The sequence below is a fragment of the Streptomyces milbemycinicus genome (assembly GCF_002154605.1).
Taxonomy (GTDB): Bacteria; Actinomycetota; Actinomycetes; order Streptomycetales; family Streptomycetaceae; genus Streptomyces; species Streptomyces milbemycinicus.
The window spans coordinates 1-847 of the sequence record NZ_MUNE01001108.1 but is presented as its reverse complement, the minus strand read 5'-3'; the positions used below and the strand labels follow the sequence as shown (position 1 = coordinate 847).

Genomic DNA, 847 nt, shown 5'->3' with positions numbered 1-847 from the left:
GGGCCGAGGGGGTGCGGGGTCAGGTCAGGGGCGAGTACAACTCGGGCCTGCGGTCCGTCAGATACGGGTTCGCGGTGCGCGAGGCGGCGAGCAGCCCCGGGTCGACCTCGCCGAAGGCCAGCTCCTCACCGCGCCCGGCGCGGGCCTTGACCGTGCCGTCGGGCCCGGCCAGACAGCTCAGCCCGACGAAGTCGAAGTCTCCCTCGGGCCCGGTGCGGTTGACGTACGCGATGTACAGCTGGCTCTCGAAGGCCCGGACCGGGACGAGGGCTTCGGCCACGAACTGGAAGGGGTGCATCTGCGCGGTGGGCACCAGCAGCAGATCGGTCCCGGCCAGGGCGTGGGCCCGGACGTTCTCCGGGAACTCCACGTCGTAGCAGATCATGACGCCCAGCCGTACGCCGCCGAGCTCGGCCTGGACGACGGGGGTGTCGCCGGGGGTGAACCAAGCGCGCTCGAAGTCGCCGAAGAGGTGGGTCTTGCGGTAGTTCGCGAGCTCGGCGCCGTCGGGGCCGACCAGCCGGGCGGAGTTGAAGATCGCGCCACCATCGCCACCCGTACCGCCCGCGTCCCCCGCGCGCTCCGGGTAGCCGTAGAGGACGGCCAGCCCGTGGGTGGCGGCGATACGGGCCACCGCCCGGCCGCCCGGCCCGTCGGCCGGCTCGGCCAGCCGCCGTACGCCGTCGCCGATCGCGTATCCGGTGAGGAACAGCTCCGGGGCGATCAGCAGCCCGGCCCCGGCCGCCGCGGCGCGCCCGGCCGCCTCATCGAGGGCCTTGAGGTTCTGGGCGGTCTCGCCGGGGTGGCCGGAGCTCTGGAGCAGGGCGATGCGCAGCGGGGGCATGGG

At 74.3% G+C, this 847-nt stretch carries 1 protein-coding gene; it reads right to left on the bottom strand.

Features of this window, described 5'->3' with window-relative positions:
* Nucleotides 1-19: 19 nt before the first annotated feature.
* Complete coding sequence (locus tag CCN51_RS51385) at nucleotides 20-844, bottom strand: carbon-nitrogen hydrolase family protein (RefSeq protein WP_014174940.1); 825 nt, start codon at nucleotides 842-844, stop codon at nucleotides 20-22.
* Between the last annotated feature and the right edge of the window lie 3 nt (nucleotides 845-847).

What these genes read in the sequence shown, in the direction of transcription:
- CCN51_RS51385 (WP_014174940.1), bottom strand. Translation starts at nt 844, where the DNA reads ATGCCCCCGCTGCGCATCGCCCTGCTCCAGAGCTCCGGCCACCCCGGC.